Below are 22,898 nucleotides of genomic sequence, written 5' to 3'. Positions count from 1 at the left end.
AGAGAGCCTTTGCAGTCGAATGATCTGAAGCTTCTGGAACGACTGATCGAAGTCCTTGAGAACAATATCATCCCGCTGACGGAAAAAGGCGTTGCCGCTGGCAACAAGATTTTCGGTGCAGCCCTGCTGCAAAAGTCCGATCTGTCGCTTGTTCTGGCGGAAACCAACAATGAGACGGAAAACCCGCTTTGGCACGGTGAAGTACACACGCTGAAGCGCTTTTATGAAATGCCTGAAAAGGGCAGGCCGAACACCAAGGATATGGTGTTCTTTTCAACCCATGAGCCATGCTCGATGTGCCTCTCGGCCATCACCTGGAGCGGTTTCGACAATTTCTATTATCTGTTCAGCCATGAAGATTCGCGCGATGCATTTTCCATTCCGCACGATCTGAAGATTTTGAAAGAAGTCTTCACGCTGGAACCGGGCGGCTATAATCGCGACAATGCCTTCTGGCATAGTCATTCCTTGCCCAAGCTGGTTGCGGCTTTGCCGGAACCGGATCGTTCGCGGCTTGAAAAGCGTCTTGATGCCATTCGTGCCAAATATGATGCGATGTCCGGCGCCTATCAGTCCCAGAAAGATGGCAACGCGATCCCGCTGAACTGAGAGCCTTTGCGCCAAGGCGGATTATTTTCCACGGAAGCTTGACAGGTCGACGGGTTACGCCGCACATCGCTGGTGTTGCGTGATCCGTTTAGTTTTTGCGAAGATTTTATGGCTTCGCATGCCGATGCCAGCGCATCGGCGAGCCTGTGAGGATATTGATGCTGCGTATGATTGTTATGGGCGTTTCGGGGTCCGGAAAGTCCACCGTCGGCGAGAAGATTGCTGCCGAATTGCAGTTACCCTTTCTGGAAGGGGATTCGCTACACCCAAAGGCCAATGTCGATAAAATGTCGGCGGGCATTCCGCTTCAGGATGAAGATCGCTGGCCCTGGCTGGACAAGATCGGCGAACACCTTGCCGCAGCAAGTGATGGCGTTGTTGTTTCCTGTTCGGCGCTGAAAGCAGTCTATCGTGACCGTTTGCGCGCCGCTGCCGGAGCGCCGGTTATGATCATCTTTCTCGACGGCACTTTCGAAGTTCTCCATGAGCATATGGGTCACCGTACAGGCCATTTCATGCCGGTCGCCATGCTCGAAAGCCAGATTGCGACGCTGGAAAGCCCGGTGGGTGAGCCGCTTGTTTTCCGCGCTGATGTGGCCGACCCGATTGAGAAGATCGTGGCGGAAAGCCTCATCTGGATCCGCGCCCAGAAGCTCTGATTACTTCAGTGGCCAGAAGAACATCAGTGTCGGCACAGTCACAATGGCGATGATGATGGAAAGCGGCAGTCCAAGGCGCGGATAGTCACTGAATTTGTAACCGCCCGGTCCCATGACCAGTGTGTTGCACTGGTGGCCGATAGGGGTGAGGAAATCACACCCCGCGCCGATGGCCACGGCCATCAAAAAAGCTTCCGGCTTGAAACCAAGGCCGGAGGCAAAGCTGGTCGCAATGGGCGCCATGACCAGAACTGTGGCGGCATTGTTGAGAAACGGCGTCACCATCATTGCAGCCACCAGGATCAGCGCCAGCGCGCCGGCGGGTGGCAGCTGGTGGCCTATGGTGGCGAGCGCTTCGGCGATCAGATCGGTGCCGCCTGTGGTTCGAAGCGCGTCCGACACCGGTATCAGCGCTGCCAGCATCACCAGAATAGGCCCATCAATCTCGTCATAGACTTCGTTGAGCGGGATGACCTTGAAAAGCAGCATCGCAACTGCGGCTGCGAAAAACGCTACTGCAACCGGTACAATGCTCAAAGCGGTCGCGCCAATGGCAACAATCAGAATTGCCAGCGGGATGAGGCTTTTGCGGACATTGCCGAGCATCAGCTTGCGCCGCGCCAAAGGCAAAAGTTCGAATTCAGGCAGGAAGGTCGAAAGGCTGGCCTGTCTGCCCTGAAGCACCAGAATGTCGCCGAAACGCAGGCGCACTTCGCTCAGGCGCTCTGTAATGCGTTCACCGGGGCGGCTGACGGCGAGAAGATTGACGTCATAGCGCGCATAAAGCTCCAGCCGCTGCGCCGAGAGATCGACCAGATGCGAGTTCTTGCCGATAACGGCCTCTACCACCTCAATGTCGGTCGAGCCACTTGTGTCTTTCGGATCGCGATTTTCGGACAGGGTCAGCTTTCCGGCGCTGACGACTGTGTCGAGTGCTTTCGGATCGCCTTCCAGCATGACGATATCGTCTTCGGCAAGAACCGTGTCCGGCAGCGGCGTGATGCGCCCTTCCTTGCGGATAATGGCCGTGACCATGGCTTCGCCTTCGGCTGGGCGGATGAGTTCTGATATTTGTTTGCCAACCAGCGGAGAGGATTTTGAAACGCGCGCTTCTGAAGCGTAGTTCTTGATCTTGATGGCTTCGTTGAGAGAAACGTTTTCACGGGTACGCTGCGGCACCAGCCAGTAGAAGCAAACGAGATAGACAAGACCGACAGCCGCAAGCACCGCGCCAACCGGCGTGAAGTCGAACATGGTGAAAGGTTCGCCGACCATTTCGCCACGAATGCGTGAAACAACGATATTGGGCGAGGTGCCAACCTGCGTCATCAATCCGCCGAGCAGCGCGCCGAAGGCCATCGGCATCAGAAATGTCGAGGGCGAGACATTGGAGCGGCGGGCAAACTGAAAGGCGACCGGGATCATGATCGCCAGCGCGCCAACATTTTTCACGAAGGCGGAAAGGACAGTCACGATGGCCACGAGGACGGCAAGCTGCAATCGAACGCTGTTCATTTCCGGCAGGAATCGCTGCACGGCGAGCTGCATCAAGCCAGAGCGCGCAACACCTGCACTGACCACCAGTGCGCTGCCGACGATGATCACAATGTCGTCGCTAAAGCCAGTAAACGCTTTATCGAAGGGAACAACACCAACCGCGATACCGAGCAAAAGCGCGCAAAGCGCCACGACGTCGTATCGAAACTTGCCCCAGATAAATGCCCCCATCATAAGTACGATCACAGCGAAGGATAGTATTTGTTGATGAGTCATTCAGTACGCGTTCCCAGAAATGAGAAAATTATTCCTTTTCTGTGTAACGCATAAAATTTCAAACGGAAATTGATTATTCGGGCGCCGTGAATGATGCGCGCTGCAAAAGCGAGAGTGCCTTGCGCTCCGGTTGTAGAGCGCAAGGTTGTTTCAATCAGTCGCCGATACGGCGACCTTCCGCGTCGAAAAGATGGACGTTCTGCGCCGAAGCGCCAACCTTCACAACTTCATCGATTGTGTGGCTGGAACGACCGGCCACGCGGAAGACCAGAGGCTTGCCATCGGACAGCGAGCCATGGATGAAGCTTTCCGCGCCGACCAGTTCGATTGCATCGATGCGCACATCGGCATTGAAACCGTCGGCTGCCGGTTCTCCGGCTTCGAGAATGCGCATGTCTTCCGGACGCACACCGAGCGTAAACTTGCCCGACGGGGCTTTGATGGCGCTCCCCGGCTGCCAGACTGTACTTGCGCCGCCTTCCAGCAGGTTCATCGACGGAGAGCCGATGAAGGTCGCAACGAAGGTCGAGGCAGGCTTCTCGTAAAGCTCGATAGGCGTGCCGACCTGCTCGATATTTCCGGCATTCAGCACCACGAGACGATCAGCCATGGTCATGGCTTCCATCTGGTCGTGGGTCACGTAAACACTGGTCGTGCCAAGCGAACGCTGCAAACGCTTGATCTCGACGCGCATCTGCACGCGCAGCTTGGCATCGAGATTGGAAAGCGGCTCATCGAAAAGGAATGCCGCTGGTTCGCGCACAATGGCGCGGCCCATGGCGACACGCTGGCGCTGGCCGCCCGAAAGCTGGCGCGGCTTGCGGTCGAGGAATTGTTCGATCTCCAGCGCCTTGGCGGCTTTGCCAATACGACGTTCGATCTCGTCCTTCGGTGTTTTGCGGTTCTTCAGGCCATAAGCGAGGTTGTCGCGCACTGTCATATGCGGGTAAAGCGCATAGTTCTGGAACACCATGGCGATGTCGCGCTCGGCTGGCTCGACATCGTTGACCACACGATCGCCAATGGCAATCGTGCCGCCGGTGATGCCTTCCAGACCGGCGATCATGCGCAGCAGCGTGGACTTGCCGCAGCCCGATGGGCCGACGAGAACGACGAATTCGCCATCCTGAATATCCAGTGAAACGCCTTTGATGACTTCGATGCCGCCGCCATAGCTCTTGCGGACATTATCAAGAACGATCTTGCTCATTATTTTTCCGTTTCCACGAGACCTTTGACGAACCAGCGCTGCATCAGCACGACAACGAGGATCGGCGGGATGATGGCCAGAATTGCCGTTACCATGACATAGTTCCACGGGGTGGAAGCGTCGGCCCAATCAACCATGCGGCGCAGGCCGATGATGATGGTGTTCATTTTCGCGTCATTGGTAACGAGCAGGGGCCAGAGATACTGGGTCCATCCGTAAATGAAGAGAATGACGAAGAGCGCCGCGATATTCGTCTTCGACAGGGGCAGGAGGATGTCGCGCATGAAGCGGAACGGTCCTGCATTATCGATACGTGCGGCTTCGACCAGTTCTCCCGGAATGGTGAGGAAGAACTGCCGGAACAGGAATGTCGCGGTCGCCGATGCCATCAGGGGCAGTGTCAGCCCCGCATAGGTATCGATCAGGCCGAGATCGACGATGACCTTGTAGGTCGGCAAAATGCGCACTTCGACCGGCAGCATCAGCGTCACAAAAATCATCCAGAAGAAGAACATGCGCAGCGGAAAGCGGAAGAAGACAATCGCGAAAGCCGACATGAACGAGATGATGATCTTGCCGATGGCAATCGCCATCGCGACGACGAACGAGTTCCACAGCAGCCTTTCAAGGCTGACGCCGACAACGCGCTCCACGCCGCCGAATATGGCTTCGTTATAGTTCTCGACAAGGTGATTGCCGGGCAGGAGTGAGATTGGCGGACGGATGATTTCCGAAGAACTCATCGTCGAGGCGACGAAGGTGTAATAAATCGGAAAGGCAACGATGATGATCCCGATGATCAGGATCAGATGGCCGATCAGATTGGAGATGGGGCGTTTTTCGATCATGGCCGCCTCGCTCACGAATAATGCACGCGCTTCTCAACGAAGCGGAACTGGAAAGCAGTCAGGGCGATGACGATGGCCATCAGAATGACCGACTGGGCAGACGACGAGCCGAGGTTCAGATTGACGAAGCCGTCATTGTAAACCTTGTAGACCAGCGTTTCCGTGGCCTTGGCAGGGCCGCCGCCGGTGACGGCGTGGATGATGCCGAACGTGTCGAAGAAGGCATAGGTCGTGTTGACCACCAGCAGGAAGAATGAAGTTGGGGCCAGCAGCGGAAACACGATGGTCCAGAAGCGCCGCGCACCGCGCGCACCGTCAATGGCCGCCGCTTCGATTAACGACTTAGGAATTGCCTGCAAGCCTGCGACAAAAAACAGGAAATTGTAGGAAATCTGTTTCCATGCGGCTGCAAAAACGACCAGGCCCATGGCCTGATTGCCGTCGAGAAGCGGATCCCAGGCAACGCCGTTGCGGCGCAGGATATAGGCCAGCGTGCCCATGGCCGGGTTGAACATGAACAGCCAGAGCATACCGGCGACGGCAGGCGCCACCGCATAGGGCCAGATCAACAGTGTGCGATAGAGGGTCTTGCCGCGTATAACGCGGTCAGCCGCAGTCGCCAACAACAGGGCTGCGCCCATAGCGAGAAGCGCGGTCAGGACGTTGAAGACAATCGTGACCCTGAAGGAATGCAGATAGTTCGGGTCCGAAAGAACCGTGCTGAAATTTGCCAGTCCCACGAAAGTGGATTTCAGGCCGAATGCGTCTTCACGCATGAAGGACTGATAAATGGCCTGACTGGCTGGCCAGAAGAAGAACACCAGCGTCAACGCAATCTGCGGCGCCAGCAGGAAATAGGGTAAGATCTTGTTGGGAAACGTGACTTTCTGCACGGGCGATTTCCTTGCAGGAAACAAAGCCGCCCACTCGGTTTTGAGCAGGCGGCATTGCTTGATTTAAAACTTATTGCGCGGCTGCGATCGCGTCATTCGCACGCTTGACGGCGTTTTCAAGCGCAGTCTTGGCGTCCTGCTTGCCACCGAGCATGGATTCGAACTCTTCGTTCAGAATGTCACGTACCTGCGGCAGGTTGACGAGGCGCACGCCCTTGGAGTTTTCGGTCGGCTCCTTGCCCATCATCTGAAGGATCGGCGTTTCGCGACCCGGATTCTTTTCATAGAAATCCGACTTCTTGGTTTCCTCGTAAGCGGCCAGCGTTACCGGCAGATAGCCGGACTTCTCGTGCAGCTTAACCTGAATCTTGGTCTGCGACAGGAAGTTGAAGAACTGCGCAATGCCCTTGTACTGATCGTCGCTGAGACCAGCGAATACCCAGAGAGCCGCACCGCCGGGGATGGTGTTCTGCGGGCCGTGACCTTCATAATAAGGCAACTGGCCAATACCGTAATTAATGCCGGATTTGACCACATCGCCGAGACCGCCCGACGATTCCGTCAGCATCGCGCATTCACCGGACGTGAAGAGCTGCTTTGCTTCCGAGGTGCGTCCGCCGTAACGGAATGCGCCATCCTTGGCGAGATCGGCAATCGACTGGAAGTGCTGGATGTAAAGCGGAGAGTTGATTTCCAGCTTCACATCGGTGCCGCCGAGGCCGTTTTCGTTGGTGCCATAAGGAACGTTGTTCCAGGCTGCGAAATTTTCGGTCTGAATCCAGGTCAGCCAGGTCGAGGTGAAGCCGCAAGGGGCAGCACCGCTCGTCTTGATCTTCTTGGCGGCTTCAAAGACTTCCGGCCAGGTCTTTGGCGGGTTGTTTTCGTCCAGGCCAGCCTTCTTGAAGGCATCCTTGTTGTAATAGAGGATCGGCGACGAGGAATTATACGGGAAGGACAGCATGGTGCCGTCCGGCTTGGAATAATAAGCAACGATACCCGGCAGATATTGCGACTTGTCGAACTTGAATCCGCCCTTTTCCAGCACTTCGGCTGCCGGAACCACGGCGCCTTCTGCGCCCATCATCACGCCGCTGCCAGCGTCGAAGACCTGAAGGATTGCCGGCGGCTGCTTGGAACGGAACGCAGCGATGCCCGCATTCAACGTTTCAGGATAGCTGCCCTTATAGACCGGAACGATCTTGTAATCGCTCTGGCTTTCATTGAACTCCTTGGTGAGTTCGTTGATCATTTCGTTATTGGCGCCGGTCATGCCGTGCCACCAGGATAATTCGGTCTGGGCAAATGCCTGCGAACCGATGGAAAGAGCAAGAACGCCTGTGAGCGCGGAAGTCGTGATCAGACGGGTAAGCATGTTTCCTCCTCATGCTGAGTGGCTGCATTCAGGCTTAGCCGATCCCGGCGTGTCCGCTTTGCGCAACCATTTTTTATGTAGCGCTTATATGAATGCAATTTTTTGTGAAGGATCAACCTTCGATTTTCCCAATGCCAGAGTAAACTCGAAAATAGTAGCTCTAAAAAAGAAAAAAATCGAAAGCCACGCGAAAAATTGTGAAGGGCTGTGGATTATTTCGAAGGTTCGACACAGAAGACGAGCCAGTCAGGCAACAGTAGCGAAAGCAGCATCCGCTGTCTTGAACGAAAAAAGGAGGCCCTGAAAGGCCTCCTCGGTATCCTGTCGATATATGTTGTACAGTTCAGCGGCTTATTTGCCCCAGGTGCGTTCAAGCACATCAATCCAGTTTCCATGGGCGAGTTTCACGATGGAAGCATCGTCATAGCCGTGCTTGCGGAAGGTCTCGATCACGCGCTGAAGGTCGGCAACACTGTGCAGGCTGTTCGAGATTGTCGTGCCGTCAAAATCCGAACCCAGCGCAAGGTGATCAATACCGATGCGGTTGACGATATAATCCGCATGACGCACCAGTTCGTTCAGATCGGTATTCGGGTCGCGCCGCCCATCCTCGCGCAGGAAGCCGACACCGAAATTCAGACCGACGAGGCCGCCGGTATCGCGAATGGCGTCGAGCTGCCGGTCGGTCAGATTGCGGCTCTGCTGGCAAAGCGCATGGGCATTGGAATGCGACGCGACGAGCGGGGCATCGGACAGCGCTGCGATATCCCAGAACCCTTTTTCATTCATATGAGAAAGATCGACCATGACCTTCAATTCGTTGCAGGCGCGGATGAGCGCCTTGCCGTGATCGGTCAGGCCCGGTCCGATATCCGGCGATGACGGAAAGCGGAAGGGAATGCCATGTGCAAAAATATTGGGGCGGCTCCACACCGGGCCGAGTGTTCTCAGGCCCGCGGCATGCAACACATAAAGCGCGTCGAGGCTTTCATCGAAAGCTTCCACCCCTTCAATATGAAAGACAGAAGCAAAGATGCCGTTGGCGAATGCATCGCGAATGTCTGCGGCGGTCCGGCAGATGCGCACCTGTCCCATCGATTTGCGTTCGATATTTTGCAGGATTGCCGCCATGCCCAGTGTCGCCTTCATGGCGTCCTGCTGGCTCGGCGTCGGCAGATTGCCATCGGCATCCAGCTCGCGGGCAGGGGACGGAACATACACCGCGCATAGTCCGCCGCCCAACCCGCCTTTGCGGGCACGGGGCAGGTCGATATGTCCAACGTCCTCGCCTTCAAGGAACCGCTTTTCGGGCGCGGGCTTGTTGGAAGACCACAACCGCAGCAGAACGTCATTGTGCCCGTCGAATACCGGAATCAGTTGTTCTGTCGCCATCTTGGGAGTTTTCCTTCACGCTGATCGTTCGGTTTATGGGGGTAGTGGACCCGCAGAAAGCAAATTGCAAACGAGTTTTCTGCAACATGTGTCGCACGTGACGCTGTCTGGCGGTCTTGCATGGACAAGAGAATCCGCTTTATCTGCGATCCGGCCACAATCGCTTGGCATGCCGCCCCCGATGTTTCTTGAAAAAGCATACATCCGGCATCCTGGATCGTGGAACAGCTCGGCGGCGGGGGAATTGCGCACGCAGAGAGCGTTGAAATGCAAGAGCTGTCTGACGGAGATTTTATGTCAATGCATGCAGACTGGAACGCTGCCTCACAGGCCGCGAAGGTCTATTCGAGAAGCTGGGCGAAAGACGAGCCTGGTGGTGTGATTATCGGTTTTGATCTGGACGGGGTCAAATTCGCTTATGCGGGCGGGCTGGAAAGCCTCGCAACGGGTGTTCCGTTTACGGCCAATACGGTCGTGCGCTATGCCTCGATCACCAAGCATTTATTCTGCGCCATGGTTTTGCGCCATAGCGATGTCATCAGCCTTGATGATCGCCTTGGCGATCATCTGCCAGAACTGCAAAGCCCGCTGGCCGATGTAACTGTCGGTCGGGCGCTAGACATGACTGGCGGCCTGCCTGATGCGCGCGAATGCCTGACACTGCTTGGTCTTTCCGTCTACACGCAGACTGAAGCAAACCAGCTTCTGGATTTTCTAGCATCGCTGACGCGGCTCAATTTTGAAACAGGCAGCGAAATTTCCTATTCCAATACCGGCTATCGACTGGTGGAAACCGCGCTGGAGCGCAAGGGTTTCCACTTCCGCGATTTCATCCAGTCCGAAGTTTCGGCTCCGCTTGGTCTTTCAATCGACGCGCCCGATCTCTGGAACGATCCCATCAAGGGATTGGCACCTGGTTACTGGAAGTCGGGCGATAAATGGCAATTGAGCGCTGCCGGGCTGCACCTTTCCGCTTCTGGCTGTCTGGTCGGCAGCGGCATGGCATTGACCATATGGGCGCAAGCGCTGCTGGAGGGTGAGGGCGCCTATAGGGGATTGCTCGCCAGTCTGTCAGCCGAGCGCAACCTGTCGAACGGACGCCCGACAGGCTATGGTCTTGGCCTGCGCTGGAACGGGGTGGACGGCAAGGCATTTGTCGGGCATGGCGGTTCGCATCCCGGCTACAAAAGCTATTTTCTGCTCGATCCGCAGGAGAAAAGCGGCATGGTCGTCGTCTCCAATCGGGAAGATGCTAACACTTACCAGATCGCACGAGACTGCATGGCCGCTCTGTACGGCTTACAGCTACCCGATACAGGCTGCACTATTCCTGATGGGCTTTACGTTGCCGAAACCGGCCCGTTATGGCTCGAGATGCGCAATGGCGTCGCAAACTGCCTCGATGCGGAAGACACGCTTTACAATGTCGGCGATGGCTGGTGCTCATCGCTCTCGGCGTCGTCGCCTGTCAAGCTGCGCTGGACGGGCGAGGCGCTGGAAGGCGAAATCGGCTATGCGCCGTGTCGCCTGAAACCGGCATCGGTGACGCCTGCCGGAAGAGAACTGGATGGCCATTGGCAGGCATCGGCCTATGGCGCCAGTTTCGACATCAAGGACGGGCATGTGATTTCGGGCATAGGCCCCACGCGCCGCGCCATGCCATTGGAAGATATTGGCAATGGCCGGGCGCTCTTCACATTGCAGGATGGTCCGTGGACGCGGCGCGTATGTTTGCACCAACTCGACGATCATCGTCTCGAACTGGTTTTGAGCCGCAGCCGCATGATGGAATATAGCCGGTAACAGACAGTATGGCTTTTGGCGAAGACGCGGCGGAAGGGCGACCTTACCGCCGCGTCTTGCATTATGATAACCTCTTTGAATTGATTCAGTTGTGAACGGAGTAAGCGATGCTGGAACGGATGATCGATCAGGGCGTGGGCCGCGAGCCTGCCGATATCGTGCTGAAGGGTGGCCGCTTCTTCGATCTGGTAACCGGCGAACTCGTGGAAAGCGATATTGCGATCTGTGACGATCGCATTGTCGGCACGTTCGGAACCTATCAAGGCAAGCAGGAAATCGACATTACAGGACGCATTGTTGTTCCGGGCTTTATCGATACGCATCTGCATATCGAATCCTCGCATATCACACCGCATGAATTCGATCGCTGCGTGTTGCCGCAAGGCGTGACGACGGTGATCTGCGACCCGCATGAAATCGCCAATGTACTGGGCGCGGAAGGTATCAAATACTTCCTCGACAGCGCGCTGGAAACCGTGATGGACATTCGCGTTCAACTGTCGAGCTGTGTGCCGGCCACCCATATGGAAACGGCGGGCGCGGAATTGCTGATCGGCGATCTTCTGCCCTTTGCGGATCATCCGAAGGTGATCGGCCTGGCGGAGTTCATGAATTTTCCAGGCGTTCTGGCCAAGGACCCCGAATGCATGGCCAAGCTTCAGGCGTTTCAAGGGAGACACATCGACGGTCATGCGCCGCTGCTGCGCGGCAAGGACCTGAACGGTTACATTTCTGTTGGAATTCGAACCGAGCACGAGGCGACAAGCGCGGAAGAAGCGCTGGAGAAGATGCGCAAGGGTATGCATGTTCTGGTTCGCGAAGGCTCGGTCTCCAAGGACCTCAAGGCGCTGATGCCGATCATCACGGAACGTCATGCGCAGTTTCTGGCGCTTTGCACCGACGACCGCAATCCGCTGGATATCGCCGATCAGGGCCATCTCGATTATCTGATCCGCACCGCCATTGCGGGTGGCGTGTCGCCTTTGGCTATCTATCGCGCGGCCAGCGTATCGGCAGCCCGTGCTTTCGGCCTGTTCGACCGTGGGCTGGTGGCGCCGGGACAGCGCGCCGATCTTGTTGTCGTGGACAGTCTGGAAGGTTGCCACGCCGAGATCGTCCTTTCCGCAGGACGTGTGGTGTCGGAAGACCTGTTTGCCCAGCGCAAGACAATCGCCGAAGTGGGGCGTAACAGCGTGAAGGCGCAGCGCGTCGGTGCCGCCAATTTCCGTTCGCATTCCAACAGCGGCAAGACGCGCGCCATCGGCATCATCCCCGGCAAGATCATCACAGAAAGCCTCGAATTCGAGCTGAAAGTCGGTCCGACGGGCGTTGAACCAGATCTTGAACAGGATGTTGTGAAAATCGCGGTGGTCGAGCGTCATGGCAAGAACGGCAATATCGCCACGGGTTTCGTGCACGGTTTTGGGCTGAAAGCTGGAGCGATTGCTTCTACCGTCAGCCATGACAGCCACAATATCTGTGTCGTTGGCACATCGGATGAAGATATCGCCGTCGCGGCCAATCGGCTTGGCGAAATCGAAGGCGGCTTCGTTGTCGTTCGGGATGGCAAGGTGTTGGCAGAGCTGCCTTTGCCGATTGCCGGGCTTATGAGCGACCAGCCTTATGAGGTTGTGCGCGAGGAGTTGCGCAAGCTGCGCCATGCAGCCGAAGAGCTGGGCTCTGTTCTCGAAGAACCGTTCCTGCAACTGGCTTTTGTCGCACTGCCGGTGATTCCACATTTGAAGATTACGGATCGCGGTCTGGTGGACGTGGACAAGTTCGAATTTGTCGGCAACTGAGCGCAAGCTCAGTTTTGCTGGCGGATTGTTGAGTTTGTTTTGAAAAATAGGCCCAGGAAAGCAAAAATCCCGGACGAAGCCGGGATTTTGATAGTGCCTGCTGGAAACTGGAGCGGGCGAAGGGATTCGAACCCTCGACCCCAACCTTGGCAAGGTTGTGCTCTACCCCTGAGCTACACCCGCTCGCGCCAGTTTCGACCTGAAAACGTTTCCGAAGGAAGTCGTTTCCGTCAGGCAGGCGCTATATGGACTAAGGCTTTTGGGAATGCAACAGGGAAATTACAATAAAATGTCTATTTTCGGAGATTGTCCAAAGTTCCATTCGGATGGTTACAGCTATCGGGCGCTTGGTCTATAAGCCTCTACGGAACAATTTGAATATCGAATAGAAATGGGTGGAATCATGGCTTTGTCGCCGAAGGAGCTTCTCGATCATCTGCAAAACCTCGGCATCGAGGTGACGACCGTTGAGCACCCGCCTTTGTTCACGGTTGCGGATTCGCAAGGGTTGCGCGGCGAAATTCCCGGCGGACACACGAAAAACCTGTTCCTGAAAGACAAGAAGGACAATTTCTTCCTCGTGACCGTGGAAGAGGATGCGGTGGTCGATCTGAAGTCGATCCATCAGGTGGTCGGTGCCGCAAGCCGCGTTTCGTTCGGTAAACCGGAGAAGCTGCTGGAATATCTGGGCGTCATTCCGGGATCGGTGACCGTCTTCGGCGCAATCAATGACCGCGATCACAATGTTCAGGTTATTATCGATGCAGATTTGATGAAATATGATGTCATCAACGGGCATCCGCTGACCAATGAAGCAACCACCTCAATCCGCCGTGAAGACCTGATCACTTTTCTGAAATCGACCGGCCACGAACCGCGTATCCTTGCAGTATCAGAAGGTGCGAAGGCAGACGCAACGGTATAGACTACGCGTCTTGAAATCCGCCGGAACAGATACAAATTGATTGGCACGAACTGAAAGATCGACACCGGCTGTGATGCGGGGTGCATGAACGGGCCGGAAGATATGAGGAATATTCCATGACCAGCCAGAACAATCCTTACGCCAATGCGGGCGGCCAGATGACGGCAAATGTTTCTTTCGGTTCGGCGTCCGCGCCAGCAGGCGGATCGGACCTGATCAAGGATACGACGACTGCGGCATTCCAGACCGACGTTTTGGCCGAATCGCGCCAGCAGCCGGTTCTGGTCGATTTCTGGGCCCCTTGGTGCGGACCCTGCAAGCAGCTCACGCCGGTCATCGAAAAGGCTGTCAAGGAAGCAGGCGGTGCGGTCAAGCTGGTCAAGATGAACATTGACGATCATCCGTCCATTCCGGGCCAGCTCGGCATTCAGTCCATTCCGGCGGTCATCGCCTTCGTCAATGGCCAGCCGGTCGATGGTTTCATGGGCGCATTGCCGGAATCGAAGGTGAAGGAATTCATCGCCAAGATCGGTGGCCCGAGCGATCAGGAAAACGCGATTGCCGAGGCGATTACTGCCGCACAGGAACTGCTTGAGTCTGGCGATTACGTGCAGGCCGGCGACATTTTCAATTCGATCCTTCAGGCTGCACCCGACAATGTCGATGCGATTGTCGGTCTGGCGTCCTGTGTTCTGGAATCAGGTGATGCGGAGCAGGCACGCGAAATTCTCGCAACCATTCCTGCCGACATGCAGAATGTGGCATCGGTGCGCGCGCTTGATGCCAAGCTGGCGCTTGCCGATCAGGTCAAGCTGATTGGTGATCCGGTTGCATTGGAAAAACGCCTTCAGGCCGATCCGCAGGATTATCAGGCGCGTTTTGATCTGGCGCAGGTGCGCAATGCGCAGGGCCGTCGCGAAGATGCCGCCAACGAGTTGCTGACCATCATGAAGGCTGATCGCAGCTGGAACGAAGACGGCGCGCGTATGCAACTGCTCCAATTCTTCGAAGCATGGGGCAATACGGACCCGGCGACGCTTTCGGCACGCCGGAAATTGTCTTCGCTGCTGTTTTCGTAAGCGAGCCTAGCGGCGGGAAACAGGACTGTCGGGATGCTGCGCGCAACAATTGCGCGAAGCATTCCAAAGGAGGTTGCAATGCAAGTGGGTAATGCCCGTTACAGAACGGGTTCCGACATACCGGATCTGGTTCCGGTATTTCCGCTGAAAGGTGCACTGCTTTTGCCCGGCGGCCAGCTTCCGTTGAACATATTCGAGCCGCGTTATCTGGCGATGATTGAAAGTGCACTCGCCGGCAAGCGGATCATCGGTATGATCCAGCCACAAATCGATGATGAAGACGACGAGACCGTCAACGAACTGGATGAAAGTCTGCGTCCGCCACTGAGCAGTATTGGCTGCCTCGGTCGCATAACGACCTATGCGGAGACTGGCGATGGTCGACTGCTGATCACGTTGCAGGGCATCTGTCGCTTCCGTGTGAAGGAAGAGGTCAATTGCCGCCAGCCATATCGCCAGTGCCGCATCATGCCGTTTCTGACCGATCTGGAAGAGGTGCGCGATACGGCGGATATTGACCGCGAAGCTTTGCTGCGCGCCTTCCGGGATTATCTCGAAGCGCATAATCTGGAAGCCGACTGGGAGAGCATCGCCCGCGCCGGAAACGAGACGCTCGTCAATGCGCTGTCGATCATGTCGCCCTTTGGCCCTGCGGAAAAACAGGCGCTGCTGGAGGCCCCGGACCTCAAGACACGCGCTGCGACGCTGATCGCCATTACGGAAATGGTGCTGGCGAGAGTGAAAGACGACGATTACGGATCGCGCCTGCAATGATCCGGAGGATATGAAATGGTGAATGAAACGACCGATACCGGCAGCATTGATGTGCGCCTTCTTGAGCTGCTTGTCTGCCCGCTGACCAAGGGTCCGCTGGAATATGATGCGGAGCATAGCGAGCTGATTTCGCGCAAGGCAAAGCTTGCCTATCCGGTGCGTGGCGGCATTCCGATCATGCTGCCATCCGAAGCACGAACACTGGTGGACTGACCGTCCCATCGGTTATTTAATTTCTGCACAAGCCCTGATCTTTTTCATAAGTTTCATGCCTGCTGATTGTTGCCTGCCACGCAACAGGGCTCTATAACCCTCCCGGAACTTTGAAAAACAATTTCGGAAGACGCCCGGTTTTTCGTGATTGTGCATTGAAAAACAGAGGCTTGGCATTATGGCAACCAGAAAACTTCTTCTCCTGCCCGGCGATGGCATCGGTCCCGAGGCCATGGCGGAAGTCCGCAAGATCATCGCTTACCTCAATTCGGACCTCAAGCTCGGCTTTGAAACCGAGGAAGGTCTGGTTGGCGGCTGCGCTTATGACGCGCATGGTCAGGCGATTTCGGATGCCGATATGGAGAAGGCGCTGGCTGCTGACGCCACGCTGTTCGGCGCTGTTGGCGGCCCGAAGTGGGATAGCGTACCTTATGAAGTGCGCCCAGAAGCTGGTCTTCTGCGTCTGCGCAAGGACATGCAGCTTTACGCAAACTTGCGTCCGGCCATTTGCTACCCGGCGCTCGCACATTCCTCTTCGCTGAAGCCGGAAGTGATCGAAGGCCTCGACATCCTGATTCTGCGCGAACTGACCGGCGGCGTTTACTTCGGTGAGCCGAAGGAAATCATCGATCTCGGTAATGGTCAGAAGCGCGGCATCGACACGCAGGTTTATGACACCTACGAAATCGAACGCATCACTGATGTGGCTTTCGAGCTGGCGCGCACGCGCCGCAATAAGGTCACCTCGATGGAAAAGCGCAATGTGATGAAGTCGGGCGTGCTCTGGAATCAGGTCGTCACTGCGCGTCACAAGGAAAAGCATTCTGACGTGGAACTGGAGCATATGCTGGCCGATGCTGGCGGCATGCAGCTCGTCCGCTGGCCGAAGCAGTTCGACGTCATCGTGACCGACAATCTGTTTGGCGACATGCTGTCCGACGTCGCTGCCATGCTGACCGGTTCGCTCGGCATGCTGCCATCGGCTTCGCTCGGCGCAGTCGATGCCAAGACCGGCAAGCGCAAGGCGCTTTACGAGCCGGTACACGGTTCGGCACCGGATATCGCTGGCAAGGGCATTGCAAATCCGATCGCCATGATCGCTTCGCTTGCCATGTGCCTGCGCTATTCGTTCAATCTGGTTGCCGAAGCGGATCGTCTGGAAGCTGCGATTGCCGGTGTTCTCGACGATGGTATCCGCACGGCGGACATCTGGTCGGAAGGCACGACCAAGGTTGGCACCACCGAAATGGGTGATGCGATCCTCGCCAAGTTCAAGGCGCTTTCGGCTTAATCATCCTGCTGAAAAATTGCGAATCTGAAAAGCCCGCTGGATAATACCAGCGGGTTTTTGCTCACCTCGACTTGGACATGCGTCAGGTTTGCGTTGGATCTAAAATATCTACTGAAATCAGGAGGTAGATTGCCATGAAAAACTACGCGATACCCTTGACATTTGGCATTGTACTTTTGGGTCCGATGGTAGCTTACGCTGCTCCAAACTCCCCGCCCATAAGTACTGCTGTGGGTTTATTACACATACGGCCCCCGCAGAAATTTCTGAAGGTGGCCAATGAGGCTAAACACCACGACGACAATCCATGGTGTGGATATAAGGATTTAACTGATTGTATGGTCGATTGCGAAATTACTTTTCCCTTACCTAGAGGAATCTGTGTCCACTGTGAGCACTTTCCCCAGTTTTACGATTGTAAATATTTCTTAGGTCGATAAGTGAGCAATTGGGATCGTCTCTTTGCTCCGAAAATAGATGCCCGATTTGAGGCTGTAATTTCCGGATAGACGGATAAGAATGCGTGTCATGTTGTTCACGCTCCCAAACCAAGACAAACTTTACGACGCGTTGTTGGCCCGCGATGCCTCTTATGAGGGCAGGGCCTATGTCGGCGTCGTTTCGACCGGCATTTTCTGCCGCCTGACGTGCCCTGCGCGGAAGCCGCGCCGGGAAAACTGCCGCTTTTTCGCTACGGTTGCCGAATGCATGGCGGATGGCTTTCGCGCCTGTAAAAGGTGCCATCCGTTGCAGCCCGCAGCAGAAGCGGAGCCTTCCATCAAAAGGCTGCTTGACGCTTTGGAGGCCGATCCCGAACGCCGCTGGAGCGAAGACGATGTCGCACGGATGGGCCTTGATCTCTCCACCGTACGGCGCAGCTTTCGGCGGCATTTCGGTATGACATTTCTGGAAATGGCGCGACAGGAACGCCTGCGCCATGGCTTTCAGGCCTTGGCCGATGGAGGCCGGGTGATCGACGCCCAGATTGATGCGGGTTTTGAATCGCCGGAAGCGTTTCGTAGCGCCTTTGCCCGCATCCTTGGTCTTCCACCAGCGAAATTACGGGGTGACGGCCTCTTGCGTGCTGATTGGATCAAGTCGCCGCTTGGTACGATGATTGCCATTTGCGATGCGAAAAATCTGCATCTGCTGGAATTTGCCGACCGCAAGGCGCTCTCTACCGAGTTGAAGATACTTTATGCCACCTGTCGCGGCGATATCGGCATTGGTCGCTTCGGCACGCATGATCTGGTCGAGCGACAGCTGAACGCCTTCTTTGAGGGTCGGTCGCCGACCTTCGATCTGCCGATGGTCTTGCATGGCAGCGCCTTCACGCAGGCCGTGTGGCGTGAGCTTCAGATGATTGGGGCAGGGGAAACGCGCAGCTATAGCGAGCTTGCGCAGGCTATCGACAAGCCGCTCGCCGTCAGGGCGGTTGCGCGTGCCAATGGGGCGAACCAGATTGCCATTATCATTCCATGTCATCGGGTGATTGGTGCCGACGGGTCGTTGACCGGTTATGGCGGGGGTCTTTGGCGCAAGCAGAAACTGATCGAGATCGAAGCGCAATATCGCTGAAATTCCGTATGCCGACGCAAAAGCGCCGCCCCGAAAGGGCGGCGTTTCGCATTGTTGTTGAGGCAGGATTAGTCGAGCTTGTGCAGGTCGACGCCCTTGGTTTCCTTCACGAAGATCATGCCGATCACGAAGGTGATGGAAGCGATGACAATCGGGTACCAGAGGCCATAGTAGATGTCGCCCTTGGCCGCGCTGAGTGCAAACACACCAGCCGGAAGCAGACCGCCGAACCAGCCGTTGCCGATATGATAAGGCAGCGACATGCCGGTGTAGCGGATGCGGGTCGGGAACATCTCCACCAGGATTGCAGCAATCGGGCCGTAGACCATCGTCACATAGATGACGAGGATGGTCAGGATCGCAATCGTCATGACCCAGTTCACCTTGGCCGGATCTGCCACCATCTTGAATGCGCCTGCATTCGGGATGGTGTAGACGGCCTGATCGGTGCTGACGCCGAGGCCTTCGGCTTCAGTCTGGGTCAGGAGCTTCTGCTTGACCAGATCGGCAGCAGGAACCATTGCCTTGTCGCCGGCACGAACCGCTTCGGCGTTGAGCTGGAGTTCCGGATTGGCAGTCAGGAAAGCATCAAGCTTGCTGTCCGGCACCTTTGCAGGATCGCGCACCAGCGGGAAGCCCGCCTTCTGGAGAGCAAGGTTCACGCCATGGGCCAGTTCAGCCTGCTTGGCGGCAGCACCTGCACCAGCCTGAATGGCGTCGAAGGACGTGATCGTTGCATCGCCGATGGTGACGGTTGCAGGCGTGCCAGCCGCAGCGGTCTGAACGACCTCATAAGGCACCGAGCTTTTTGCGAGGAAGCTGGTCGCGACATCGCAGGAGCTGGTGAACTTGGACGTGCCCGTGGCGTTGAACTGGAAGTTACAATCGCCGGGCGCCGCAGTGACAGTTGCCTTGATGGTCTGTTCAGCCTGTGCCAGAGCCGGATTGGCGGCATTGGTCAGCGCCTTGAACAGCGGGAAGTAGGTCACGGCAGCCAGAAGCAGACCGGCCATGATGATCGGCTTGCGGCCGATCTTGTCCGACAGCCAGCCAAAGAAGACGAAACCGCCGGTGCCGAGCAGAAGGGCGATGGCCACCATGATATTGGCCGACTGGTTTTCCACCTTCAGAACGTTCTGAAGGAAGAACAGCGCGTAGAACTGGCCGCAATACCAGACCACGGCCTGACCGGCAGTGAGGCCGAACAGTGCGATAAGCGCGATCTTGGCATTCTTCCACTGACCGAAAGCTTCGGACAACGGTGCCTTCGAGGTCTTGCCTTCTTCCTTCATGCGCTTGAACGCCGGCGACTCGCTCATCTGCATGCGAATCCAGACGGAAATGCCGAGCAGAAGGATCGAGACGAGGAAAGGAATACGCCAGCCCCAGGCTGCGAAAGCTTCCTTGCTCATGACCGTCTGGATGCCGAGGATGACCAACAGCGACAGGAACAGGCCGAGCGTTGCAGTGGTCTGAATCCACGAGGTGAAGAAGCCGCGACGATTATTCGGCGCGTGTTCCGCGACATACGTTGCCGCACCGCCATATTCGCCGCCAAGCGCGAGACCCTGCAGCATACGCAGCGCAATCAGAACAATCGGAGCCAGAATGCCGAGCGTGGAAGAGCCGGGCAGAAGGCCGACCAGAAAGGTCGATGCGCCCATGATGACGATGGTCACGAGAAATGTATATTTGCGGCCGACGAGATCGCCAAGGCGACCAAAGACGAGCGCACCGAACGGACGCACCAGAAAGCCCGCTGCAAAAGCCAGCAGGACGAAGATGTTGCGCGTTGCTTCTGGATATTCGTTGAAAAAGGCTGCGCCGATAAAGGAAGCGAGCGTTCCGTAAAGATAAAAGTCGTACCATTCAAAAACGGTACCAAGCGACGATGCAAAGATGACTTTGCGTTCTTCGCCCGTCATTTTCTGTGTGCCGACGTCGGCACTTGACGAGACTGCCATTAATCTGTCCTCCCAAACAGAGCCCATGATGGGTAATGCAAGACTGCGCTTCATTCGCTGTACAAATGGAACCAGTCTGATGCGCCAACTTGTCTCCCAACAAGAGGGCGCTCTCCTCACAAAATTATGATGAACCTAAAAAGGAGATTCGGGCAGTAGTCTTTAGTATGAGACAAAAACGACAGCTTGACGCCGCTCGTGGTTACTTGCAGCGCAAAAAAATACAGGGCGGGAGCGGTGGAGAATTGACTCCATTCATAAAGCGCGTAAAAGCAATCCCGAACGAAGGAGAACTCGCGTGGATCGCGTTTACGTAGCGTCAGTTTCGTCTGGAACTGCCGGCATCATTGCCGGGGCAGCGCGCATGCCTTCGATTACCAAAAAACTCACGGCCATCACTAAAACGACCACGAAAACGGTCTGATTCCCTTGGCCTGCTCGCCCTCTCCCCGGGTCTGGCCCGGGGACGGATAACCCGCGTGGCCTGCGGGGTTCCGGATCTGGAAGCGGAGAGGGACAGGAGACGAAAAATGGGTTTCAAGGTAGCAGTTGTCGGCGCCACCGGTAATGTCGGGCGCGAAATGCTCAATATTCTCGAAGAACGCGGTTTCCCGGCTGATGAAGTTGTTGCGCTCGCATCGCGCCGCAGCCAGGGCACGGAAGTGTCCTATGGCGACAAGACGCTGAAGGTTCGCGCGCTCGACACTTACGATTTCTCCGATACGGACATCTGCCTGATGTCGGCTGGCGGCACGATTTCGCAGGAATGGTCGCCAAAGATCGGCAAGCAGGGCTGCGTCGTCATCGATAATTCGTCGGCCTGGCGTTACGACATGGACGTGCCGCTGATCGTACCGGAAGTCAATCCGGACGCCATCACGGGCTTTACCAAGAAGAACATCATTGCCAACCCGAACTGCTCGACCGCGCAGCTCGTCGTTGCTCTGAAGCCGCTGCATGACGCTGCCAAGATCAAGCGCGTCGTCGTTTCGACCTACCAGTCGGTTTCCGGCGCGGGCAAGGAAGGCATGGACGAACTGTTCGAACAGTCTCGCGCTGTTTTCGTGGCCGATCCTGTCACGGCAAAGAAGTTCACCAAGCGTATCGCTTTCAACGTGATCCCGCATATCGATGTCTTCATGGAAGACGGCTACACCAAGGAAGAATGGAAGATGGTGGCCGAAACCAAGAAGATGCTTGATCCGAAGATCAAGCTGACGGCAACTGCAGTTCGCGTTCCGGTCTTCATTGGTCATTCGGAAGCCGTGAATATCGAATTCGAAAACCCGCTTTCGCCGGAAGAAGCCCGCGAAATCCTGCGCGAAGCGCCGGGTTGCCAGGTTATCGATAAGCGCGAAGACGGTGGCTACATCACGCCATATGAATCCGCTGGCGAAGACGCGACCTATATCAGCCGTATCCGTGAAGACATCACTGTCGAAAACGGTCTGGCCATGTGGATTGTCTCGGACAATCTGCGCAAGGGCGCAGCGCTCAACACGATCCAGATCGCAGAGCTGCTGGTTGCTCGCGACCTGATCAAGCCGAAGGCACTTGCTGCCTGATAGGCCTTGCTATCTTGTGAAATGCGAAAGCGCCGGGAAACCGGCGCTTTTCTTTTAAGGTGATTTGTTAGCGCTCCACGCTGTCGGCCAGATTGCTGCGAATGTCGAGCAGGCGGCTGCGCAACTCCTTCAGATCATCGACCGGCTGACCGAGCGCACAGAAAATCTGATCCGGCACAGTCTCCGCCGCGTCGCGCAGTTTGAGGCCTTCGTCGGTGAGTGTGATACGCACTTGCCGTTCGTCCTGTGGGTCGCGGCGGCGCGTGATGCGGCCTGCCGTTTCCAGCCTTTTCAGAAGCGGCGTCAGTGTGCCAGAGTCGAGATTGAGCTTCGCGCCGATTTCGGAAACGGTCTGGTCGTTCTTTTCCCACAGCACCAGCATTACCAGAAACTGCGGATAGGTCAGGTCCAGCTTGCTCAGGATTGGCTGGTAGGCGCGCGTCAGGGCGTTCGCGGTCGAATAGATCGCAAAGCAGACCATGTTCGAGAGTTTCAGAAATGAGTCCTGTGTCATGCGCCAATTCCTTCAAGCGCCGTTTTCGCGCTTAGCTTTCTTATCATAAGTCATGCGCAATTGCATTGTGCATCACATAATTGTGAGAAATTCTTTCGCAAAATTAGATTGCGCGCAATTTAATTTTCGATAGCTTGTGTTTGAAGATGAATTCAACTGAAGGAGAAACCGAATGCCTATTCTGTACACCACCCAGTCGACAGCAACCGGCGGACGTACCGGCAGCGCCAAGACCGCAGATGGACGCCTCAGTGTCGTGCTCGACACGCCGAAGGAGCTTGGCGGTCAGGGCGGCGAGGGCACCAATCCTGAGCAGCTTTTCGCATCTGGTTATGCAGCATGCTTTCTTGGCGCGTTGAAGTTTGTGGCTTCCAAGGAGAAGGTTGCGATTGCAGCCGACAGCACGGTCACAGCCACTGTCGGTATCGGTCCGCGTGAAGACGGCACTGGTTTCGGCCTTGATGTTGCGCTGGAAGTGGCGCTTCCCGGTGTCGAAAAGGCCAAAGCGGAAGAGCTGGTGCAGGCCGCTCACATTGTTTGTCCCTATTCGCATGCCACGCGCGGCAATATCGACGTGCGTTTGAGCGTCGCCTGACCTCAAACAAAAAGGCGCCCGATCAGGGCGCCTTTTTCAATT

General features: G+C 56.2%; 20 protein-coding genes and 1 tRNA gene. 12 read left to right on the top strand and 9 right to left on the bottom strand.

What is annotated here, in order from left to right; genetic code table 11:
- The first annotated feature begins 9 nt into the window (after positions 1-9).
- Both FGI60_RS08130 and FGI60_RS08125 read left to right on the top strand, forming a co-directional pair.
- Positions 10-609: a deaminase gene (locus FGI60_RS08130; RefSeq protein WP_138784749.1), complete on the top strand. Its 600-nt coding sequence runs from the start codon at positions 10-12 to the stop codon at positions 607-609.
- A 158-nt stretch (positions 610-767) separates the two neighbouring features.
- Entirely contained in the window at positions 768-1,268 is a 501-nt protein-coding gene (locus FGI60_RS08125) for a gluconokinase (protein ID WP_138784748.1), read from the top strand.
- On the opposite strand, the gene FGI60_RS08120 is transcribed toward FGI60_RS08125, so the two are convergent.
- The 6 genes from FGI60_RS08120 to FGI60_RS08095 form a co-directional block, all read right to left on the bottom strand.
- Complete coding sequence (locus tag FGI60_RS08120) at positions 1,269-3,041, bottom strand: SLC13 family permease (RefSeq protein ID WP_138784747.1); 1,773 nt, start codon at positions 3,039-3,041, stop codon at positions 1,269-1,271.
- 154 nt (positions 3,042-3,195) lie between these two features.
- Positions 3,196-4,251: a sn-glycerol-3-phosphate import ATP-binding protein UgpC gene (locus tag FGI60_RS08115; protein ID WP_138784746.1), complete on the bottom strand. Its 1,056-nt coding sequence runs from the start codon at positions 4,249-4,251 to the stop codon at positions 3,196-3,198.
- Positions 4,251-5,099, bottom strand: a complete 849-nt coding sequence (gene ugpE / locus FGI60_RS08110; protein WP_138784745.1) for a sn-glycerol-3-phosphate ABC transporter permease UgpE — start codon at positions 5,097-5,099, stop codon at positions 4,251-4,253. The genes FGI60_RS08115 and ugpE overlap by 1 nt, the downstream gene beginning before the upstream one ends.
- An 11-nt stretch (positions 5,100-5,110) precedes the next feature.
- Positions 5,111-5,992: a sn-glycerol-3-phosphate ABC transporter permease UgpA gene (gene ugpA, locus FGI60_RS08105; protein WP_078336890.1), complete on the bottom strand. Its 882-nt coding sequence runs from the start codon at positions 5,990-5,992 to the stop codon at positions 5,111-5,113.
- Positions 5,993-6,062: 70 nt separating this feature from the next.
- On the bottom strand, positions 6,063-7,364 hold the full coding sequence (gene ugpB / locus FGI60_RS08100) for a sn-glycerol-3-phosphate ABC transporter substrate-binding protein UgpB (protein WP_138784744.1): 1,302 nt from the start codon (positions 7,362-7,364) through the stop codon (positions 6,063-6,065).
- A gap of 351 nt (positions 7,365-7,715) precedes the next feature.
- Entirely contained in the window at positions 7,716-8,756 is a 1,041-nt protein-coding gene (locus FGI60_RS08095) for a dipeptidase (protein WP_138784743.1), read from the bottom strand.
- Between the two features lie 294 nt (positions 8,757-9,050).
- On the opposite strand from FGI60_RS08095, the gene FGI60_RS08090 reads away from it, so the two are divergent.
- Both FGI60_RS08090 and ade read left to right on the top strand, forming a co-directional pair.
- Complete coding sequence (locus FGI60_RS08090; RefSeq protein WP_138784742.1) at positions 9,051-10,559, top strand: serine hydrolase domain-containing protein; 1,509 nt, start codon at positions 9,051-9,053, stop codon at positions 10,557-10,559.
- 107 nt (positions 10,560-10,666) lie between these two features.
- Positions 10,667-12,358 carry an adenine deaminase gene (ade, locus tag FGI60_RS08085; protein WP_138784741.1) on the top strand — a complete coding sequence of 564 codons (1,692 nt, stop codon included), beginning with the start codon at positions 10,667-10,669 and terminating at the stop codon, positions 12,356-12,358.
- A 108-nt stretch (positions 12,359-12,466) separates the two neighbouring features.
- On the opposite strand, the gene FGI60_RS08080 is transcribed toward ade, so the two are convergent.
- Positions 12,467-12,541: transfer RNA gene (locus tag FGI60_RS08080), tRNA-Gly, on the bottom strand.
- 220 nt (positions 12,542-12,761) lie between these two features.
- Here FGI60_RS08080 and FGI60_RS08075 point away from each other — a divergent pair.
- From FGI60_RS08075 to FGI60_RS08050, 6 genes are all read left to right on the top strand, one after another.
- Positions 12,762-13,283 (top strand): prolyl-tRNA synthetase associated domain-containing protein, encoded by a 522-nt coding sequence (locus FGI60_RS08075; RefSeq protein ID WP_138784740.1) that lies wholly within the window; start codon positions 12,762-12,764, stop codon positions 13,281-13,283.
- Positions 13,284-13,399: 116 nt separating this feature from the next.
- Entirely contained in the window at positions 13,400-14,362 is a 963-nt protein-coding gene (gene trxA, locus FGI60_RS08070) for a thioredoxin (RefSeq protein ID WP_138784739.1), read from the top strand.
- Between the two features lie 78 nt (positions 14,363-14,440).
- Positions 14,441-15,136, top strand: coding sequence for an LON peptidase substrate-binding domain-containing protein (locus FGI60_RS08065; protein ID WP_138784738.1), 696 nt, complete (start codon positions 14,441-14,443; stop codon positions 15,134-15,136).
- 15 nt (positions 15,137-15,151) lie between these two features.
- Positions 15,152-15,349 carry a Trm112 family protein gene (locus FGI60_RS08060; RefSeq protein WP_210276438.1) on the top strand — a complete coding sequence of 66 codons (198 nt, stop codon included), beginning with the start codon at positions 15,152-15,154 and terminating at the stop codon, positions 15,347-15,349.
- Positions 15,350-15,527: 178 nt separating this feature from the next.
- Positions 15,528-16,640, top strand: a complete 1,113-nt coding sequence (leuB, locus tag FGI60_RS08055; protein WP_078336896.1) for a 3-isopropylmalate dehydrogenase — start codon at positions 15,528-15,530, stop codon at positions 16,638-16,640.
- 528 nt (positions 16,641-17,168) lie between these two features.
- Positions 17,169-18,218 carry a bifunctional transcriptional activator/DNA repair enzyme AdaA gene (locus FGI60_RS08050; RefSeq protein ID WP_138784737.1) on the top strand — a complete coding sequence of 350 codons (1,050 nt, stop codon included), beginning with the start codon at positions 17,169-17,171 and terminating at the stop codon, positions 18,216-18,218.
- Positions 18,219-18,286: 68 nt separating this feature from the next.
- On the opposite strand, the gene FGI60_RS08045 is transcribed toward FGI60_RS08050, so the two are convergent.
- Positions 18,287-20,182, bottom strand: coding sequence for an MFS transporter (locus FGI60_RS08045; RefSeq protein ID WP_138784736.1), 1,896 nt, complete (start codon positions 20,180-20,182; stop codon positions 18,287-18,289).
- A gap of 530 nt (positions 20,183-20,712) precedes the next feature.
- Between FGI60_RS08045 and FGI60_RS08040 the strand changes: the two genes are divergently transcribed.
- Positions 20,713-21,747 carry an aspartate-semialdehyde dehydrogenase gene (locus FGI60_RS08040; protein ID WP_078336898.1) on the top strand — a complete coding sequence of 345 codons (1,035 nt, stop codon included), beginning with the start codon at positions 20,713-20,715 and terminating at the stop codon, positions 21,745-21,747.
- 67 nt (positions 21,748-21,814) lie between these two features.
- On the opposite strand, the gene FGI60_RS08035 is transcribed toward FGI60_RS08040, so the two are convergent.
- Positions 21,815-22,261 carry a MarR family winged helix-turn-helix transcriptional regulator gene (locus FGI60_RS08035; protein WP_138784735.1) on the bottom strand — a complete coding sequence of 149 codons (447 nt, stop codon included), beginning with the start codon at positions 22,259-22,261 and terminating at the stop codon, positions 21,815-21,817.
- A 172-nt stretch (positions 22,262-22,433) separates the two neighbouring features.
- On the opposite strand from FGI60_RS08035, the gene FGI60_RS08030 reads away from it, so the two are divergent.
- On the top strand, positions 22,434-22,856 hold the full coding sequence (locus FGI60_RS08030; RefSeq protein ID WP_078336900.1) for an organic hydroperoxide resistance protein: 423 nt from the start codon (positions 22,434-22,436) through the stop codon (positions 22,854-22,856).
- Positions 22,857-22,898 lie beyond the last annotated feature (42 nt).

The organism is Brucella haematophila (assembly GCF_005938105.1).
Classification (GTDB): Bacteria; Pseudomonadota; Alphaproteobacteria; order Rhizobiales; family Rhizobiaceae; genus Brucella; species Brucella haematophila.
This window is presented reverse-complemented; position numbering and strand designations above follow the sequence as displayed.

Excerpts from the sequence above, each read along its gene's own strand:
- FGI60_RS08125 (WP_138784748.1), top strand. The coding sequence starts at position 768 with ATGCTGCGTATGATTGTTATGGGCGTTTCGGGGTCCGGAAAGTCCACC.
- FGI60_RS08120 (WP_138784747.1), bottom strand. The coding sequence starts at position 3,041 with ATGACTCATCAACAAATACTATCCTTCGCTGTGATCGTACTTATGATG.
- FGI60_RS08115 (WP_138784746.1), bottom strand. The coding sequence starts at position 4,251 with ATGAGCAAGATCGTTCTTGATAATGTCCGCAAGAGCTATGGCGGCGGC.
- ugpE (WP_138784745.1), bottom strand. The coding sequence starts at position 5,099 with ATGATCGAAAAACGCCCCATCTCCAATCTGATCGGCCATCTGATCCTG.
- ugpB (WP_138784744.1), bottom strand. The coding sequence starts at position 7,364 with ATGCTTACCCGTCTGATCACGACTTCCGCGCTCACAGGCGTTCTTGCT.
- FGI60_RS08095 (WP_138784743.1), bottom strand. The coding sequence starts at position 8,756 with ATGGCGACAGAACAACTGATTCCGGTATTCGACGGGCACAATGACGTT.
- FGI60_RS08090 (WP_138784742.1), top strand. The coding sequence starts at position 9,051 with ATGTCAATGCATGCAGACTGGAACGCTGCCTCACAGGCCGCGAAGGTC.
- ade (WP_138784741.1), top strand. The coding sequence starts at position 10,667 with ATGCTGGAACGGATGATCGATCAGGGCGTGGGCCGCGAGCCTGCCGAT.
- FGI60_RS08075 (WP_138784740.1), top strand. The coding sequence starts at position 12,762 with ATGGCTTTGTCGCCGAAGGAGCTTCTCGATCATCTGCAAAACCTCGGC.
- trxA (WP_138784739.1), top strand. The coding sequence starts at position 13,400 with ATGACCAGCCAGAACAATCCTTACGCCAATGCGGGCGGCCAGATGACG.
- FGI60_RS08065 (WP_138784738.1), top strand. The coding sequence starts at position 14,441 with ATGCAAGTGGGTAATGCCCGTTACAGAACGGGTTCCGACATACCGGAT.
- FGI60_RS08060 (WP_210276438.1), top strand. The coding sequence starts at position 15,152 with ATGGTGAATGAAACGACCGATACCGGCAGCATTGATGTGCGCCTTCTT.
- leuB (WP_078336896.1), top strand. The coding sequence starts at position 15,528 with ATGGCAACCAGAAAACTTCTTCTCCTGCCCGGCGATGGCATCGGTCCC.
- FGI60_RS08050 (WP_138784737.1), top strand. The coding sequence starts at position 17,169 with ATGTTGTTCACGCTCCCAAACCAAGACAAACTTTACGACGCGTTGTTG.
- FGI60_RS08045 (WP_138784736.1), bottom strand. The coding sequence starts at position 20,182 with ATGGCAGTCTCGTCAAGTGCCGACGTCGGCACACAGAAAATGACGGGC.
- FGI60_RS08040 (WP_078336898.1), top strand. The coding sequence starts at position 20,713 with ATGGGTTTCAAGGTAGCAGTTGTCGGCGCCACCGGTAATGTCGGGCGC.
- FGI60_RS08035 (WP_138784735.1), bottom strand. The coding sequence starts at position 22,261 with ATGACACAGGACTCATTTCTGAAACTCTCGAACATGGTCTGCTTTGCG.
- FGI60_RS08030 (WP_078336900.1), top strand. The coding sequence starts at position 22,434 with ATGCCTATTCTGTACACCACCCAGTCGACAGCAACCGGCGGACGTACC.